At 71.8% G+C, this 14,338-nt stretch carries 16 protein-coding genes; 11 read left to right on the forward strand and 5 right to left on the reverse strand.

All coding sequences use genetic code 11. The features are described 5' to 3' along the window. Positions 1 to 293 precede the first annotated feature (293 nt). The 3 genes from SAVERM_RS35950 (at position 294) to SAVERM_RS35960 (ending at position 3,189) form a co-directional block, all read left to right on the forward strand. On the forward strand, positions 294 to 851 hold the full coding sequence (locus SAVERM_RS35950) for a Clp protease N-terminal domain-containing protein (protein WP_037647136.1): 558 nt from the start codon (positions 294 to 296) through the stop codon (positions 849 to 851). A 116-nt stretch (positions 852 to 967) separates the two neighbouring features. Then, entirely contained in the window at positions 968 to 1,975 is a 1,008-nt protein-coding gene (locus SAVERM_RS35955) for an EamA family transporter (protein ID WP_010988392.1), read from the forward strand. A 221-nt stretch (positions 1,976 to 2,196) separates the two neighbouring features. Next, the gene (locus SAVERM_RS35960; RefSeq protein ID WP_010988393.1) at positions 2,197 to 3,189 is read left to right on the forward strand and encodes a DMT family transporter; all 993 of its coding nucleotides are present in this window, start codon (positions 2,197 to 2,199) and stop codon (positions 3,187 to 3,189) included. A gap of 159 nt (positions 3,190 to 3,348) precedes the next feature. On the opposite strand, the gene SAVERM_RS42855 is transcribed toward SAVERM_RS35960, so the two are convergent. Both SAVERM_RS42855 and SAVERM_RS35965 read right to left on the reverse strand, forming a co-directional pair. Beyond that, entirely contained in the window at positions 3,349 to 3,489 is a 141-nt protein-coding gene (locus SAVERM_RS42855; RefSeq protein ID WP_154696742.1) for a hypothetical protein, read from the reverse strand. Positions 3,490 to 3,580: 91 nt separating this feature from the next. Continuing rightward, positions 3,581 to 4,270 (reverse strand): pyridoxamine 5'-phosphate oxidase family protein, encoded by a 690-nt coding sequence (locus SAVERM_RS35965; protein WP_037647001.1) that lies wholly within the window; start codon positions 4,268 to 4,270, stop codon positions 3,581 to 3,583. Between the two features lie 35 nt (positions 4,271 to 4,305). Between SAVERM_RS35965 and SAVERM_RS35970 the strand changes: the two genes are divergently transcribed. After that, positions 4,306 to 5,637: an aminotransferase class I/II-fold pyridoxal phosphate-dependent enzyme gene (locus SAVERM_RS35970; protein ID WP_010988395.1), complete on the forward strand. Its 1,332-nt coding sequence runs from the start codon at positions 4,306 to 4,308 to the stop codon at positions 5,635 to 5,637. A gap of 1 nt (position 5,638) precedes the next feature. Here the strand turns inward: SAVERM_RS35970 and SAVERM_RS35975 are convergent, their stop codons facing one another. After that, positions 5,639 to 6,574 (reverse strand): DMT family transporter, encoded by a 936-nt coding sequence (locus tag SAVERM_RS35975; protein WP_010988396.1) that lies wholly within the window; start codon positions 6,572 to 6,574, stop codon positions 5,639 to 5,641. Between the two features lie 75 nt (positions 6,575 to 6,649). On the opposite strand from SAVERM_RS35975, the gene SAVERM_RS35980 reads away from it, so the two are divergent. Further along, positions 6,650 to 7,552, forward strand: a complete 903-nt coding sequence (locus SAVERM_RS35980; protein ID WP_037647002.1) for a LysR family transcriptional regulator — start codon at positions 6,650 to 6,652, stop codon at positions 7,550 to 7,552. A gap of 146 nt (positions 7,553 to 7,698) precedes the next feature. Here SAVERM_RS35980 and SAVERM_RS35985 read toward each other — a convergent pair whose 3' ends face one another. Beyond that, on the reverse strand, positions 7,699 to 8,166 hold the full coding sequence (locus SAVERM_RS35985; protein ID WP_010988398.1) for a pyridoxamine 5'-phosphate oxidase family protein: 468 nt from the start codon (positions 8,164 to 8,166) through the stop codon (positions 7,699 to 7,701). A gap of 128 nt (positions 8,167 to 8,294) precedes the next feature. Here SAVERM_RS35985 and SAVERM_RS35990 point away from each other — a divergent pair, with 128 nt between their 5' ends. Beyond that, positions 8,295 to 8,945 (forward strand): cysteine hydrolase family protein, encoded by a 651-nt coding sequence (locus SAVERM_RS35990; protein ID WP_037647003.1) that lies wholly within the window; start codon positions 8,295 to 8,297, stop codon positions 8,943 to 8,945. Between the two features lie 80 nt (positions 8,946 to 9,025). On the opposite strand, the gene SAVERM_RS35995 is transcribed toward SAVERM_RS35990, so the two are convergent. Beyond that, positions 9,026 to 9,517, reverse strand: a complete 492-nt coding sequence (locus SAVERM_RS35995; protein ID WP_010988400.1) for a Rieske (2Fe-2S) protein — start codon at positions 9,515 to 9,517, stop codon at positions 9,026 to 9,028. Positions 9,518 to 9,680: 163 nt separating this feature from the next. Here SAVERM_RS35995 and SAVERM_RS36000 point away from each other — a divergent pair, with 163 nt between their 5' ends. From SAVERM_RS36000 to SAVERM_RS36020, 5 genes are all read left to right on the forward strand, one after another. Continuing rightward, positions 9,681 to 10,436, forward strand: coding sequence for a HipA family kinase (locus SAVERM_RS36000; protein WP_010988401.1), 756 nt, complete (start codon positions 9,681 to 9,683; stop codon positions 10,434 to 10,436). Further along, a complete protein-coding gene (locus SAVERM_RS36005; protein ID WP_010988402.1) occupies positions 10,433 to 10,816 on the forward strand; it encodes a DUF3037 domain-containing protein in 384 nt (127 codons plus the stop codon). Before SAVERM_RS36000 ends, SAVERM_RS36005 begins: the two co-directional genes overlap by 4 nt. A 150-nt stretch (positions 10,817 to 10,966) precedes the next feature. Further along, positions 10,967 to 11,728, forward strand: coding sequence for a 3-oxoacyl-ACP reductase FabG (gene fabG, locus SAVERM_RS36010; RefSeq protein WP_010988403.1), 762 nt, complete (start codon positions 10,967 to 10,969; stop codon positions 11,726 to 11,728). A 17-nt stretch (positions 11,729 to 11,745) separates the two neighbouring features. Further along, on the forward strand, positions 11,746 to 12,507 hold the full coding sequence (locus tag SAVERM_RS36015) for an SDR family oxidoreductase (RefSeq protein ID WP_010988404.1): 762 nt from the start codon (positions 11,746 to 11,748) through the stop codon (positions 12,505 to 12,507). Between the two features lie 147 nt (positions 12,508 to 12,654). Then, positions 12,655 to 14,277, forward strand: a complete 1,623-nt coding sequence (locus SAVERM_RS36020) for an ABC transporter substrate-binding protein (protein ID WP_010988405.1) — start codon at positions 12,655 to 12,657, stop codon at positions 14,275 to 14,277. Positions 14,278 to 14,338: the final 61 nt, after the last annotated feature.

The following is a 14,338-nucleotide window of genomic DNA, read 5'->3' on the forward strand; positions in this document are numbered from 1 at the left end:
GTAGCCGCAGCGCCTGCAACATTCAATACTGATGAACCGTCAGAAAATGTGGAGAGAGGGCGCTCTGGCGCTCCCGGCCGACCCGCCGCGGCACCGCCGTGCCGTGTCGCTCACCGCCGGAGCGCCGGGGGTGCCTGCGGCGTGAGGCAAGGCGGCGCGCATCCCATCGGGGAAACGGCGCGATGTCATTCGTAAGGAGGAGGGGCCGTGTACGCCTCCCCAACCTGCGCCGGACGCGGGAATGGTTCCCGGCGGGGATGACCTCCGTGGACGAGGCTGATGAGGTGGGGGATGTGCCATCCCGTACTCCCCGACAGCCGGCCGCCGAATCCGGCTCGCGCCGCGCCGAACTCGACGCCGGGCTCACCGCAGAGCTGGCCTCGGCGGTGGCCGGTGCGCGCAGACGGGCGGTGCGGGACGGGGACCGGCAGGTCGACACGGCCCATCTGCTGCACACGCTCCTCGAGACGGACCCCCAGGTGCATGCCGTCTTCGACGGCGGCCCGCAGGTCGCCCGGCTGCTCGGCTATCTCGTGCAGCGCAGCATCGGCTACGGGCTGCGCTGGCGGAGCCGCGTCGAGGACTCCGCCGCCGGGCCGACCGTGGGGGAGCCGGAGGGCTGGTCGCCGGTGGCGGCCGGCGCCATGGGGGCCGCCCATGAGCGGGCGGCGCGCCGCGGCGAGGACCGGGCGCGCGGTGTGGATCTGCTGGCCGCGATCGCCGCGGACCCCGAGTCCCGGGCCGTGGAGGTGCTCGGGCGGGCGGGAGTCGACGTCCGTGTGCTGCTGACGCGCATCGAGGCGTGGCTCGAGTTCGAGGACCTGGTCGGGGGTGGCGAGGTCGCGCCCTGAGACCCGTCCCGGCGCCTTTGGCCGAGCCCGGCCGGGGTCCCTCGGCCCTGTCGTCACGTCCAGTCGCTGAGACAGGTGTCATTTGGGGTGACGCTCATGTCATCGCCTGGCATCATGTGCCGGTGCGTACGTCTCAGGCCAGTCAGGGCAATCGTGGAAAAGGCGTCGGCCTGGGGCTTGCCCTGGCGTCGGCGGTCGCCTTCGGTGGATCAGGTGTCGCGGCCAAGCCGCTGATCGAGGCAGGGCTCGACCCGCTTCACGTGGTGTGGCTGCGCGTCTCGGGCGCCGCCCTGGTGATGCTGCCGCTCGCCGTACGCCACCGCGCCCTGCTGCGCCGGCGGCCCGCGCTGCTCATCGGGTTCGGGCTGCTCGCCGTGGCCGGTGTCCAGGCCTGCTACTTCGCCGCGATCTCGCGGATCCCCGTCGGGGTCGCCCTGCTCGTCGAATATCTCGCCCCCGCGCTGGTCCTGGGCTGGGTCAGGTTCGTCCAGCGGCGGCCGGTGACACGTGCCGCGGCTCTCGGAGTCGTCCTCGCGGTCGGCGGCCTCGCCTGCGTCGTCGAGGTGTGGTCGGGGCTCGGCTTCGACGCCCTCGGGCTGCTGCTCGCGCTCGCCGCCGCCTGCTGCCAGGTCGGCTACTTCGTTCTGTCCGACCAGGGCAGCGAGACGGGGGAGGACGCCCCCGACCCGCTGGGCGTCATCGCGTTCGGCCTGCTCATAGGCGCCCTCGTGCTCACCGTCGTGGCGCGGCCCTGGACCATGGACTGGTCGGTGCTCGGGGGCCGCGCGGACATGAACGGGGACTCGGTCCCCGCCGCACTGCTCCTCGGCTGGATCGTGCTGATCGCAACCGTTGTCGCGTACGTGACCGGAGTGCTCTCCGTGCGCCGGCTCTCCCCGCAGGTCGCGGGCGTGGTGGCTTGTCTCGAAGCGGTCATCGCGACCGTGCTCGCCTGGGTGCTGCTCGGCGAGCACCTGTCGGCGCCGCAGATCATCGGCGGCGCGGTGGTGCTGGTGGGCGCGTTCATCGCGCAGTCGTCGGCGCCCGCGAAACCGTCGGACGGGCCCGTCACCGGTGGGGGCGGGGCCGAAAGGCAGTTGTCGGCCCGTGGCACCGCCGCATAGGGTGACGATCATGCCTTTGACGCTCGTTCTTCCGCCTCCGGCCGCCTGAGGCGGGCCTTCCCGAACGCCCGGCGCATGACCGGGCCGAGCGGTGCTGCCCGCAGAAGAAGTCCGAGGACCTTTCCGTGAGCCGGTGACCCGCGCGCGTATCTCCGTGACGCGTGCACACCGGCGGCGACGTGGTCCCTTCCTGAACTTCTGCTGACCTGCGGAGAGAACACGTGTCGAATGCTGTTTCCGGCCTGCCCATCGGGCGAGGCCTGCTCTATCTGACCGTCGCCGGTGCCGCCTGGGGCACCGCGGGCGCGGCCGCGTCGCTCGTCTACCGCGCCGGCGACATGGGGCCGGTCGCCCTGTCGTTCTGGCGCTGCGCCGGCGGGCTCGTCCTGCTGCTCGGTGCCCGGCTGCTGCGCTCGCGGGGCCGGCGGGCCGCGCTCCGGCCGCTGGGCCGGTGCGAGCCGACCGAGCCGCGTGAGTCACCGGCGCGCAAGGCGCTGCGGATCGGCGCCACGGGCCTCGGGCTCGCCGTCTTCCAGACCGCGTACTTCGCCGCCGTCGAGGCGACCGGCCTGGCGGTGGCCACCGTCGTCACGCTGGGCGCCGGGCCCGTGATCATCGCGCTCGGGGCGCGGTTGACCCTGGGGGAGCGGCTCGGGCGGGGCGGGATCACCGCCGTCGCCGGAGCGCTCGCCGGGCTGGCCGTCCTGGTGCTCGGCAGTGGGGGCGCGACGGTGCGTCCCTGGGGCGTGCTGCTCGCGGTCGTCTCCGCGGCCGGGTACTCCGCGATGACCCTGCTCACCCGGTGGTGGGGGCGCGACGGCAGGGCCGACGCGTCCGCCACGACGGTGGGGGCGTTCGCGGTGACCACGCTCTGTCTGTTGCCGGCGGCCCTGGCCGAAGGGCTGCTGCCGTACACGGCTGAACCGGTCCACGTCCTGGGCCTGCTGGTGTACATCGCCGCCGTCCCCACGGCCCTCGCGTACGCCCTGTACTTCGCGGGTGCGGCCGTGGTCCGGTCGGCCACCGTGTCGGTGATCATGCTCCTCGAGCCGGTGAGCGCGGCGGTCCTGGCCGTGGGCCTGCTCGGTGAGCGCCTGACGGCGGCAACGCTGGTGGGCACGCTGCTGATGCTCGGTTCCGTCGCGGGGCTTGCGGCGGCGGAGACACGGGCCGCGGCGGCGGGCGTTCCGCAGGGGGAGCCGACGCTCGTCTGATCCGGGGCATCGGGTGCGGGCAACTACGGGGGCCGGGGGCCGGTATCTCGGGTGCGGGGTGCGGGGTGCGGGGTGCGGGGTGCGGGGTGCGGGGTGCCGGGTGTCGGGTGCCGCGTGCGGGTAAGGCCGGGCCCGCACCCGGCCTTACCCGGCGGCGGGCTAGGCCGGGTCGTCCTCGACGTCCTCGACGTCCACGTGGTCCACGACGTCCGCCCGACGTGCGCGGTGCAGGACGGCCGCATGGAAGCGCGCCCGGCGGAGCCCGCCGGGCGCCCGGTCGTCGACGGCCCTCAGCAGCACGTCCGGGGACGCTCGGACGGCGGCCCGCAGCGGGTCCGGGCGGATCGGCGGGGCGAGTGCCTCGCCGACCCGCCCGGCGTCGTACGCGCCATCACAGAGCCGCGAGATAGTCGGGCAGTTCGATCCCGGGTGCCAGGTCGGCGGCCGGGACCGGGGCGCCGTAGCCCCGGGTCAGCGGCAGGACGCCGGTCCAGTGGGGGAGCGTCAGGTCCTCGGGCTCGTCGTTGGGGCCGCCGGTGCGGAGCTTGGCGGAGACCTCGTCCAGGTCGAGGCTGATCACGGCGGTCGCGGCCAGTTCCTTGGCGTTGGCCGGCCGGGAGTCGTACGAGCGGCCGGGTACGACGTGGTCGACCAGGGCGTCCAGGGCCTCCCGCTTCTCATCGGGGTCGGTCACCTGGTGGGCGATGCCGTGCACCACCACCGAACGGTAGTTGAGCGAGTGGTGGAAGGCGGACCGGGCCAGCACCAGACCGTCGACGTGGGTGACGGTCAGGCACACCGGGAGTCCCGGATCGGCCTGACCGGTCATCCGCAAGGGGCGTGAGCCGGTCGAACCGTGGACGTAGAGGCGCCTGCCGACCCGCCCGTACAGCGTGGGCAGTACCACCGGGGCGCCGTCGCGGACGAAGCCGAGGTGGCAGACGTATCCCTCGTCGAGGATCGCGTGCACCAGCTCGTGGTCGTACGCGGCACGCTCACGGGAACGGGTGGGGACGGTGCGGTCGGTCGGGGTGTAGGCAGCGGGCTGCGTCGTCCCTGGCTGGGTGCTCGTCTCCGGCATTGCGCTCTCCATTGTATTAGTGCATAATCTGCTTTGTGCTAGGAGAGTATCGGATCGAAGGGCGTCGTGCGGCGGAGATTGCCGCCAGTGTCGAGCGCGCGGTGGGCTCGGGGGAGCTGGAGCCGGGTCAACTGCTCCCGCCGATGCGGGAGTTGGCGCTCGACCTCGGGGTGAATCCCAATACCGTCGCGGCCGCCTACCGGACCCTGCGCGAGCGCGGAGTCATCGAGACCTCCGGCCGCCGGGGCAGTCGTGTGCGCCCCAAGCCGGCCACGACGGGACGCGAGGACATCCGGGTCGAGGTGCCGGCCGGCGTACGGGACGTCGCCGACGGCAACCCGGACCCGGCACTGCTTCCGGGCCTCGCCGAGGCGTTCGCGGGGGCCGCCGGGGAGGCGGACCGGGCGCCGGTGATGTACGGAGAGGACGCCGTCGAACCGGAGCTGGCACGGCTGGCGCGCGCGGCCCTGGACGCCGACGGTGTGCCGGACGGGCCCCTCGTCGTCACCTCCGGGTCGCTCGACGCCATCGAGCGTGTCCTGGCGGCCCATCTGAAGCCGGGGGACGCGGTCGCCGTCGAGGACCCCGGCTGGGGCAGCCTGCTCGACCTCGTGCCGGCGCTCGGGCTGCGCACCGTCCCGGTTCGGGTCGACGGCGAAGGACCGCTCCCCGACGACGTGCGAAGCGCCCTGGAGGCCGGCGCGCGCGCCCTCGTCGTCACCGACCGGGCGCAGAACCCCACGGGCGGCGCGGTGAGCGCCCCACGCGCGCGTGCCCTGCGCGCGGTGCTCGCCCAGCACCCCCAGACGCTGCTCATCGAGGACGACCACGGCCACGCGATCGTCGACCTGCCCCTGCATCCCCTGAGCGGTACGACCCGGCACTGGGCCTTCGTCCGCTCCGTGGCCAAGGCCTACGGGCCCGACCTGCGGCTCGCCGTCCTCGCCGGGGACCCGGTCACGGTCGACCGCGTGCACGGGCGGCAGCGGCTCGGCCCCGGGTGGGTGAGCCGGCTGGTGCAGCGGGCCGTCGTGCGGCTGTGGGTGAGCGACGCGGTGGACGTACCGGCCGTGTCGGCGGCGTACGGGCGGCGCCGGGACGCGCTCATCGGCGCCCTTGCGGAGCGGGGCGTGGAGGCGTCCGGGCGCAGCGGGCTGAACGTGTGGGTGCCCGTCCCGGACGAGACCGGGGCGGTGGCGCGGCTGCTGCACGCCGGGTGGGCCGTCGCGCCCGGGTCCCGTTTCCGGATGAGCGCGCCGCCGGGCATCCGGATCACCGTCTCCACCCTCACCCCCGACGACGTCGGGCCGTTGGCGGACGCCGTCGCCTCCGCCGTCCGCCCCGCGCCCGCGCGCCGGTACGTGTGAGTCAGCGCCGCGCCCTGGCCTGAGTGAGCGCCGCACCCGCCAGAACGATCGCCGCGCCGACCGGGGTCGACCAGGTGAGCGACTCGCCGAGGATGGCGACGCCCGCCGCGGTGGCGATGACCGGGATGAAGTACGTGACCATCTGGGCCGTGGTCGGACCGACCTCGGCGACCAGGCCGTACTGGAGGAGGACGGCGAGCCCGGTGCCGAGGGCGCCCAGGGCGGCTATGGCGAGCAGCGGGACGACCGGGAAGTGGCTCGGCAGGGTGGTGAACAGCGGGGTGACGAAGGCGAGTTGCGCGGTGGCCAGGAGCAACTGGGCGCCGGTCATCGACAGGTGCGAGTGGCTGGAGCCGGCCAGGGTGCGGCGGACGTAGATCCAGCCGATCGGGTAGCTGAGGGAAGCGAGCAGGGCCATGGCCGTGCCCGTCGCGTCCAGGCCGTGGAAGCCCTGCCAGGCGCCGAGCACCGTCAGCACGCCCAGGAAGCCGATGCCCAGACCGGCCACCCTGCGCCGGGTCGGCCGGTCCTCGGAGAGGGCGACCAGGGAGAGGGCCATGCCCCACAGAGGTGAGGTCGCGTTGCAGATACCCGCGAGCGTCGACGGAATCGTCAGCTCCGAGTAGGCGAAGAGCGAGAACGGCAGGGCGTTGAGGAAGAACGCCGCGACCGCCAGATGCCCCCAGGTGCGCGCGCCGCGCGGCAGACGCTCCCGCTTCACGGCCATCGCCACAGCGAGCACCGCGGTCCCGAACACCAGCCGCCCGAGCGTGACGTGGAACGGTGCGTACCCCGCCGTGCCGACCTTGATGAGCAGGAAGCTGAAGCCCCAGATCAGGGAGAGGACACCGAAGCGGATCCGCCAGTCGAGGGCGGTGCGGCGGCGGGGCGTGGACCCGGTCGGGGTGACGGGTCGAGAAGTGGCGACGGTGCTCATGGAGACAACGATGCGGCAGAACAATCTCGTAGCACAATCGAGATTTCTCATCCGATATCTCGTAGCATTGCTTACATGTTGAACCTGGAGCGCCTGCGCACGCTCGACGCCCTCGCCCGCCATGGCTCCGTCAGCGGTGCCGCCGAGGGGCTGCACGTCACGACATCGGCCGTGTCCCAGCAGATGTCGAAGCTGGAGCGCGAGGTCGGACAGCGACTCCTCGCGAGGAACGGACGCGGGGTGCGTCTCACCGACGCGGGGCGGCTGCTCGCCGACCATGCCGCGCGCATCCTGTCGCAGGTCGAGCTGGCCCAGTCCGACCTGGAGGCGCAGCGCGGTCAGGTGGTGGGGGAGCTGCGCCTGTCCGCGTTCCCGACGGCCGCGCGCGGGCTGTTCCCGACCGCACTCGCCGCCCTGCGCGCCGAGCACCCGGCGCTGCGCGTGCGCTCCAGCGAGCTGGAGCCCGAGGCCGGGGTCGCCGGAGTGGTGCGCGGTGATCTCGACCTCGCGGTGGTGCTCGACTGGTACAACAAGCCGATGCCGTTGCCCGACGGCCTGGTCAAGGCGGCGATCCTCGACGACCCCGCCGACGTCGCCCTGCCGGCGGACCACCGGCTGGCCGGCAGGGCGGAGGTGGACCTCGGCGAGTTCGCCGACGACGAGTGGATCACCTGGGGCGAGGGCGAGTTCTGTCATGAGTGGCTGATGTTCACGCTGCGCTCCAAGGGCGTGGAGCCGTGCGTCGGCCACCGCGCGGCGGAGACCCATACCCAGCTCGGGCTGGTCGCCGCGGGGCTGGGGGTGTGCATCGTGCCGCTGCTGGGGCGCCATCCGATGCCCGCCGGAGTCGTCACCGTGCCGGTGCGGCAGCGTGTGCGGCGGCATGTGTACGTCGTCTGGCGGGCGGACGCCGACCGCCGCCCGTCGATCCGGGCGGCGGTGGGGGCGCTGCGGGCGGCCGGCGAGGCCATCGGCTGAGCGCATGGGTTGCGGCGCGTGCGCCGGGCGGCCTCGCTTGCTTTGCCCGAGCCCGAGCCCGGCCAGGGCGACGGGACACGTCCCGGGCGCCGACGGAGCGAACGCGGCCGCGGCGACCGGGGCAACCTCCGCCCGCCGACCGCCCCCTACATCGGCCCCAGCTTGCGGAAGTCCCACGAGGCGATCGCCGTCGGTGTCAGCCGGGCCCAGGCGTGGCGGCCGTCGTGCGGCATCTCCTCCAGGCCGAAGTTCTTGCGCGCGAACAAGGTCTCCGGGGCGTCGAGTTCGGCACACAGTTCCCCGGTGCGGGGAACCTCGCCCACGAATTCCACCGTGCCGGACAGCTCCACGCCCCGCAGCTCCCCGTACTCCTCGCCGGTGTCGATCACCACGGCGATCCGCGGGTCCCGGCGCAGCTCCGTCCAGCGCTTGCTGCGCACCACCGAGTACAGCCACAGCGACGTGCTGTCCCAGACGAACCAGAGGGTGCTCACATGCGGGGCGCCGTCCTTCGCGACGGTGGCCACGCGGCAGGTGCGCTGGGTCGTGAGGAACTCGTCCAGCTCGCCGGGCGTCATCATGATCTTCCGACCCCTGCGCTGAGTGACGGCCATGAGGTCCCCTCTTCTTATGTGTCATCAGAGATTTTCTGACACTCCGTCAGAAAAGCATGCGCCGTCTTCCGTCCCCACGCAATGCTCGTTACTCTCGCCCGCTCCGGCTTCGACGACAAGGGGACACCGTGGCGTCGTACGAACAGCTCAGCGAACTCCTCGACCCCGCGACCACCGTGCTGCTCACCGTCGAGTGCCAGCAGGGCGTCGTCGGCCCGGACAGCGCGCTGCCCGAACTCGCCAAGGAGGCGCGCTCGTCGGGAGCGCTCGCCAACGTGGCCAGGCTGGTGGCGGCCGCGCACGAGAGCGGGCTCCAGGTGATCCACGCGATCGCCGAGCGGCGCCCGGACGGCCGGGGTGCCGGCCGTAACGCCCGTCTTTTCCGCGCCGCCGAGCGGCTGCCCGTGCAGCAGTTGTCGGGGACCACGGCGGTACGCGTCGCGGCCCCGATCGAGGTGGCGGAGCAGGACCTCGTCGTACGGCGACTGCACGGCCTGTCGCCGATCACGGGCACCGACGTCGACGCGCTGCTGCGCAATCTCGGCTGCCGCACACTGATCGTCACCGGAGTCTCCGCCAACGTGGCCATCCCGAACACCGTGTTCGACGCCGTCAACCGGGGCTACACGGCCGTCGTGCCCGCCGATGCCATCGCGGGAGTGCCCTCCGACTACACCCCCGTGATGATCCGCAACACCCTCGCCCTGGTCGCCACCATCGCGACCACGGACGAGGTGCTGGCCTGCGTCACGCGTCCGCGCAGGGCGGGGCGGCCCTGATCCCCGGCTCAGGGCGGTCACCGGTCCCGTCCTTGCTCCGGGCGGTCACCGGTCCCATCCTGGTTCCGGGCGGGCCCCGGTCACGCGAGCTTGATCGAGTCCCCGTCGACGGTGATCTTGGCCGCGGCCAGGGCCTGCGTCGCCGGCCCCTTCTTCACGCTGCCGTCGGTGGCGGAGAACTGGCTGTTGTGGCAGGGACAGGTGATGACGCCGTCGGCGATGCCCTTCACCGCACACCCCTGGTGGGTGCACTTGGACGAGAAGGCCTTGTACGTGCCCGCGGTCGGCTGGGTCACGACGACGCCCTGGTCCGCGAAGACCTTGCCGCCGCCCTCGGGAATGTCGGCGGTCTTGGCCAGCACGGTGCCGTCCGAGCCGGCCGCCGCGCTGTCGCCGCCGGCCGTACCGCCGCCGCTCGCACTGCTGTTGTCCTGCACATCGGAGGAGCCGGACGACTTGTCGTCCGAACCCCCGCAGGCGGTCAGCGCGACGGCGAGTCCCGCCGCGCCGACCGCCGCTACGACCGTGCGGCGAGCCGGTGCCGAGACGGGGTGAAGCGATTCGCTGGTCATGCTGACGTTCCCTTCCACGGATGTTTCGTAGATCCGCCCAGAGGTACGGTGCTCGGGTGTCGGCTGTTCAGACGGAGTCGGCATCGACCTGATCGGGATCAGGCGGACACAAGGGCCCACGGGCCGCGTCCACCGCCCGTCAACACCCCAGTAGCCTGGGGCGATGCTCAAGGAAGTCATCGCGACGCGCTACATCGCGCCGCTGCGTGAGGGCGGCTCGCTGCCGGGGCTCGTCGAGGCCGACGATCTCGGTACGTACGTCATGAAGTTCACCGGCGCCGGACAGGGCCGCAAGACGCTCGTCGCGGAGGTCGTCTGCGGCGGACTCGCGCGCCGGCTCGGTCTGCGGGTGCCCGGCCTGGTGACGATCGCCCTCGACCCGGTGCTGGGGCTCGGTGAGCCGGACCAGGAGGTGCAGGAGCTGCTCAAGTCGAGCGGTGGCCTGAACCTCGGAATGGACTTCCTCTCACGCGCGCTCGGCTTCGACTCCCTCGCCTTCGGGGTGAGCCGCGAGGAGGCCGGCCGGGTCGTCTGGTTCGACGCGCTGGTCAACAACGTGGACCGCTCCTGGCGCAACCCCAACCTGCTCGTGCGGCAGGGCGAACTGTGGCTCATCGACCACGGCGCCACGATGATCTGGCACCACAACTGGCCCGGCGCACAGGCCTCGGCCGCGAAGCCGTACGACGCCTCCGACCACGCCCTCGCACCCTTCGGGCCGGACGTCGCGGGCGCCGCCGCCGAGCTCGCGCCCCGGGTCACCGAGGAACTGCTGGCCGAGGTGACCGCCGAGATCCCCGACGAGTGGCTGACGGACGAGCCCGGCTTCGAGTCGCCGGACGAGCTCCGGCGGGCCTACGCGGAGCCGCTGCTCGCGCGCGCCGCCGTCATCCACGAGCGCATCAAGGGGGCACAGTGACCGAGCGGGACGTCTTCGAGTACGCGCTGCTGCGGGTCGTACCGCGAGCGGAGCGCGGTGAGTGCTTCAACGCGGGCGTTCTGGTGTACTGCCGCGCCAAGTCCTTCGTGGCCGCCCGGACGTATCTGGACGAGACCAAGTTGCTGGCCCTCGACCCGGAGGCGGACGTGGCGGGTGTACGGGCCGCGCTGCGGGCCGTGGAGGGGGTCTGCACGGGTGGAGAAGCCGCAGGTCAGGCCGCGCAGGACGACGCCGGACGGCGTTTTCGCTGGCTGATCGCTCCCCGCTCGACGGTGGTGCGGCCGGGTCCCGTGCACACGGGACTCACCACGGATCCGGAAGCCGAGGCGGAGCGGCTGCTCGGCCTGCTGGTGAGGTAATCGATCACACACGCGCGGTGTGCCGTTGACACCGAGTGCCAGGACTTCTAGCGTCACGTGTACTGAAGGTACTAAGCGGTCGCTCACCTGAGGGCGTACCGTGTGAGCCGCAGGCTTTTCAGGGCTTTTCAAAGGCGAGGAGAACCAGCAATGTCCACCACTGAGCAGCGCGTCGCGGTCGTCACCGGTGCCGCGCGCGGCATCGGCGCCGCCACTGCCGTACGACTGGCCGCCGAGGGCCGCGCCGTCGCGGTGATCGACCTCGACGAGGCCGCGTGCAAGGACACCGTGGAGAAGATCACCGCCGCCGGTGGCAAGGCCATCGCGGTCGGCTGTGACGTGTCCGACGAGGCCCAGGTCGAGGCCGCGGTCGCGCGGATCGCCGAGGAGCTCGGGGCGCCGACGATCCTGGTGAACAACGCGGGCGTGCTCCGCGACAACCTGCTGTTCAAGATGAGCGCGTCCGACTGGGACACGGTCATGAACGTGCATCTGCGCGGCGCCTTCCTGATGGCCAAGGCCTGTCAGAAGCACATGGTGGACGCGAAGTTCGGCCGGATCGTCAACCTGTCCTCCTCCTCCGCGCTGGGCAACCGCGGCCAGGCCAACTACTCCACCGCCAAGGCCGGTCTCCAGGGCCTCACCAAGACCCTCGCCATCGAGCTCGGCAAGTTCGGCGTCACCGCGAACGCCGTCGCGCCCGGCTTCATCGTCACCGACATGACCGCCGCCACCGCCGCCCGCGTCGGCATGGGCTTCGAGGAGTTCCAGGCCGCGGCCGCCACCCAGATCCCGGTGCAGCGTGTGGGCCAGCCGGCGGACATCGCCAACGCCATCGCCTTCTTCACGGGCGAGGAGGCCGGGTTCGTCTCCGGCCAGGTGATGTACGTCGCCGGCGGACCGCTCAACTAGGGCCGGGGGACACGGACATGACTGCACTTCCCGAACTTTCCGGCAAGGTCGCGCTCATCACGGGCGCGAGCCGCGGCATCGGCTACGGCGTCGCGGAGGCCCTGGTCGCCCGCGGTGACCGCGTCTGCATCACCGGCCGCAACGAGGACGCCCTCAAGGAGGCCGTCGAGGCGCTCGGTGCCGAGCGCGTCATCGGCGTCGCCGGCAAGGCCCACGACGAGGCCCACCAGGCCGCCGCCGTCGAGCGCACCATGGAGGCCTTCGGCCGCGTCGACTACCTGGTCAACAACGCTGGTACGAACCCGGTGTTCGGGCCGATCGCCGATCTCGACCTCAATGTGGCGCGCAAGGTGTTCGAGACCAACGTCGTCTCGGCCCTCGGCTTCGCCCAGCAGACCTGGAAGGCCTGGCAGGGCGAGAACGGCGGCGCGATCGTCAACATCGCCTCCGTCGCCGGCGTCTCCGCCTCGCCGTTCATCGGCGCGTACGGCATCAGCAAGGCCGCGATGATCAACCTGACCCTCCAGCTGGCGCACGAGTTCGCGCCCAAGGTGCGGGTCAACGCGATCGCGCCCGCCGTCGTCAAGACCAAGTTCGCGCAGGCCCTGTACGAGGGCCGGGAGGCGGAGGCCGCCGCGTCCTACCCGCTCGGCCGGCTCGGGGTGCCCTCCGACATCGGTGGCGCCGCCGCGTTCCTGACCTCGGCGCAGTCCGACTGGATCACGGGCCAGACGCTCGTGGTCGACGGCGGCATCTTCCTGAACGCCGGGGTCGGCTGACCGAACCTCGCGGCGGCACGGGCGCCCCTGGACAGAATGGGCGCTCGTGTCGACGTGAGAGAGACGCTCTGACGGATGACAACGTCGTCATATACGCGCTGATCAACAGCCCTGCCGGAACATGGTTCAGTCGCGGGGCACTGCGGTATGGTCTGCCGACCTTGGTACGGCAGATCGAGGAGCGAGCGCGTGTCCAACCGGTACAGAGCCCTGCGTCAGGTGGCGGCGGTCACGTCCATATCCCTGGTGGCCGGCTGCGGTGTCCTCGGCTCCGGCTCCGCCGACGACGAGGGACCGATTGTCGTGGGCACCACCAGCGCGCCCAGCACACTGGATCCGGCCGCTTCCTGGGACGGTTCCTGGGAGCTGTTCCGCAACATCTACCAGACCCTGCTGAGCTACCCCTCCGGTGCGGCCGCGCCCGAGCCCGACGCCGCGGAGAGCTGCGGGTTCACCAACAGCTCGAATCTCGCGTACCGCTGTGTGCTGCGCACCGGCATGAAGTTCTCCGACGGGGACACGCTCGACGCGCGGGCCGTGAAGTACTCCATCGACCGGATCAGGAGGATCGACCTGTCCGGTGGCCCCGCCGGCCTGCTGGGCAGCCTCGACCGGATCTCGACGCGAGGCGACCGCGAGATCGTCTTCCATCTCAACAAGCCCGACGCCACCTTCCCGTTCGTGCTGGCCACCCCCGCCATGTCGATCGTCGACCCCGACGACTACCCGGCCCGCTCCCTGCGCAAGGACGGCAAGGTCTTCGGGTCCGGTCCCTACAGCCTGCGCTCGTACGAGGACGGCAAACAGGCCGAACTCGTCAAGAACGATCACTACAAGGGCTTCGCCGAGCGCAAGAACGACGCGGTCACCATCCGGTACTTCCAGAACTCCGCCGCCATGGTCAAAGCCCTCAGGGACAAGAAGATCGACGCCACCTACCGTGGACTGGCCGCCTCCGACATCGTCTCCCTGCAGAGCAAGCAGTCCGAGGAGGACCTCCAGCTCGTCGAGGGCGCGGGCACCGAGATCAGCTACCTGGTGTTCAACCCGAAGGACCCGTGGGCCGGCAAGGCCGCGGTCCGCAAGGCCGTCGCGCAGATCGTCGATCGCGCGGCGATCGCGCACAAGGTCTACAAGGACACCGTCGACCCGCTGTACTCCATGGTTCCCAAGGGGCTGACGGGGCACACCACGGGCTTCTTCGACGACTTCGGCGAACCCAGTTCGTCCAAGGCCCGCAAGATCCTTCTGGAGGCGGGCATCTCTCAGCGCGTCCCGCTCACCCTCTGGTACACGACCGACCGCTACGGATCCGAGACCGCACCCGAGTTCGAGGAGCTCAAGAGCCAGCTCAACGACTCCGGGCTCTTCAGCGTCAAGATCGAGGGCCGCCCCTGGAAGACGTTCGAAGCGGGCTACCGCAAGGGCGAGTACCCCGCGTTCGGGCGCGGCTGGTTCCCCGACTTCCCGGACGCCGAGAACTTCATCGCGCCCTTCGTCGGTGAGCAGAACGCCCTCGGTACGCCCTACCCGACGCGGGAGATCACCGGCGTGCTGCTGCCCCAGTCGCGGCGGCAGAGCGACCGCGGGGCCGTGGTGAAGGAGTTCGAGCAGGCCCAGCAGATCCTCGTCGACGACGCACGGCTGCTGCCGCTGTGGCAGGGCAAGCAGTTCGTCGCGGCGAGCGAGGACATCTCGGGCGGCGAGCGGGCCCTGGACCCCTCGACGATCATGATGATGTGGGAGCTGTATCGGAAAACCAGCTGGTAGCAAGGGGTGCGGGGCCGATTGTCAGTGGTCGCCTGTAGGTTCTGTCCTCAGGAAGTGACCG

The organism is Streptomyces avermitilis MA-4680 = NBRC 14893, assembly GCF_000009765.2.
In the GTDB taxonomy this organism is placed as follows: domain Bacteria; phylum Actinomycetota; class Actinomycetes; order Streptomycetales; family Streptomycetaceae; genus Streptomyces; species Streptomyces avermitilis.

What these genes read in the sequence shown, in the direction of transcription:
- SAVERM_RS36015 (WP_010988404.1), top strand. Translation starts at nt 11,746, where the DNA reads ATGACTGCACTTCCCGAACTTTCCGGCAAGGTCGCGCTCATCACGGGC.
- SAVERM_RS35975 (WP_010988396.1), bottom strand. Translation starts at nt 6,574, where the DNA reads ATGAGCACCGTCGCCACTTCTCGACCCGTCACCCCGACCGGGTCCACG.
- SAVERM_RS36000 (WP_010988401.1), top strand. Translation starts at nt 9,681, where the DNA reads ATGCTCAAGGAAGTCATCGCGACGCGCTACATCGCGCCGCTGCGTGAG.
- SAVERM_RS35980 (WP_037647002.1), top strand. Translation starts at nt 6,650, where the DNA reads ATGTTGAACCTGGAGCGCCTGCGCACGCTCGACGCCCTCGCCCGCCAT.
- SAVERM_RS36020 (WP_010988405.1), top strand. Translation starts at nt 12,655, where the DNA reads ATGGTCTGCCGACCTTGGTACGGCAGATCGAGGAGCGAGCGCGTGTCC.
- SAVERM_RS35995 (WP_010988400.1), bottom strand. Translation starts at nt 9,517, where the DNA reads ATGACCAGCGAATCGCTTCACCCCGTCTCGGCACCGGCTCGCCGCACG.
- SAVERM_RS35965 (WP_037647001.1), bottom strand. Translation starts at nt 4,270, where the DNA reads ATGCCGGAGACGAGCACCCAGCCAGGGACGACGCAGCCCGCTGCCTAC.
- SAVERM_RS35985 (WP_010988398.1), bottom strand. Translation starts at nt 8,166, where the DNA reads ATGGCCGTCACTCAGCGCAGGGGTCGGAAGATCATGATGACGCCCGGC.
- fabG (WP_010988403.1), top strand. Translation starts at nt 10,967, where the DNA reads ATGTCCACCACTGAGCAGCGCGTCGCGGTCGTCACCGGTGCCGCGCGC.